The following is a 972-nucleotide window of genomic DNA, read 5'->3' as shown; positions in this document are numbered from 1 at the left end:
GGCTCCTGATCCTTCTTCCTGCCGTTATCGAACTTCAGGGCGAACTTCTGCTCCAGCTCACGATGCAGCCGGTCGCGCTTGTAGAAATCCCGGAACGGCTCGTAGCGGGTCAGCTTCTCCGGGTGAATCATATTATACGCGATGTGCATATGAATATTGTTGGTATTCTTATGAACACCGCAATGCCGCTGGTGCTCCTCAAAGCCCAAGGCCTTGGAGAACTCCTGCTCGATCTCCTTGAAATCATCAGGCGTGAGGACAGATTCATCTTCCGGCCTGAAGGAAACTATCAAATGATAGGTCTTCTCCTTGCGGGTGCGTTGATTCAGATCCTGAGTATCGAGGACTTCCTGAATAGCCAGCTCGTAATCCTCACCAGCCCAGCAACCGGCGCACCAAGACATCAAGGTCTTTTCACCCTTGTGCTTGGCGTCGGCAATGTACTCGGCCAATCGGCCATAGTTATCGTTCTGGGGCTTGCAAGAAATCCTGCGGCTAATCATATTGTCCGAACCTTCAGAACTATCTCTTTCTGAAGCTGGCGGAGATCTTCCAGCAAAGCTTCAACATCCGTGCGGTGCTGGTCATCATCAAGAATCCACATCTTAAGCAGACCGCCCAGCCGACCCTGATCAGCATTAAGTTTCAAAAGCTCCAGACGGGCCTGCTGATCAGTACGGCTTTTGATTTCGTGGCCCAGACATACGGCTTTCGCAAAAGCAGAAAGGGATATGCTGCACTGCTTTGCGGTCGCACTGATCTGCGCGTATTCCTCTTTGGAAACATAGGTTTTAATGACTTGCTTCTTGCTGGGCATTAGCTCTACCGGATTCACGGTTAATACCTTCCCAAACAAGACTTACAGCATGAGGGAGATAGGATTTTGGCAGATCTTCCAGCGATTCAATGCACATTTTTCCGCATGTATCAGCAAGTAACTCTTCACGAGTACGTTGGCCGCAATGAGCCCAG

Annotated in this window: 3 protein-coding genes; all 3 read right to left on the bottom strand. The window is 50.3% G+C overall.

Annotated features, from left to right (window positions below; genetic code table 11):
• The coding region (locus tag D0S45_20495; protein TIH07876.1) for a relaxase at positions 1-503 on the bottom strand (503 nt) is incomplete at its 3' end.
• Complete coding sequence (locus D0S45_20490; protein TIH07875.1) at positions 500-817, bottom strand: conjugal transfer protein TraJ; 318 nt, start codon at positions 815-817, stop codon at positions 500-502. The genes D0S45_20490 and D0S45_20495, both read right to left, overlap by 4 nt.
• Positions 792-972: hypothetical protein (locus D0S45_20485; protein ID TIH07874.1), on the bottom strand; the 181-nt coding region annotated here is incomplete at its 5' end. The genes D0S45_20490 and D0S45_20485, both read right to left, overlap by 26 nt.

Source organism: Marinifilum sp. JC120 (genome assembly GCA_004923195.1).
Classification (GTDB): domain Bacteria; phylum Desulfobacterota; class Desulfovibrionia; order Desulfovibrionales; family Desulfovibrionaceae; genus Maridesulfovibrio.
This window is presented reverse-complemented; position numbering and strand designations above follow the sequence as displayed.

Coding starts and splice junctions, on each gene's coding strand:
- D0S45_20490 (TIH07875.1), bottom strand. CDS start 817: ATGCCCAGCAAGAAGCAAGTCATTAAAACCTATGTTTCCAAAGAGGAA.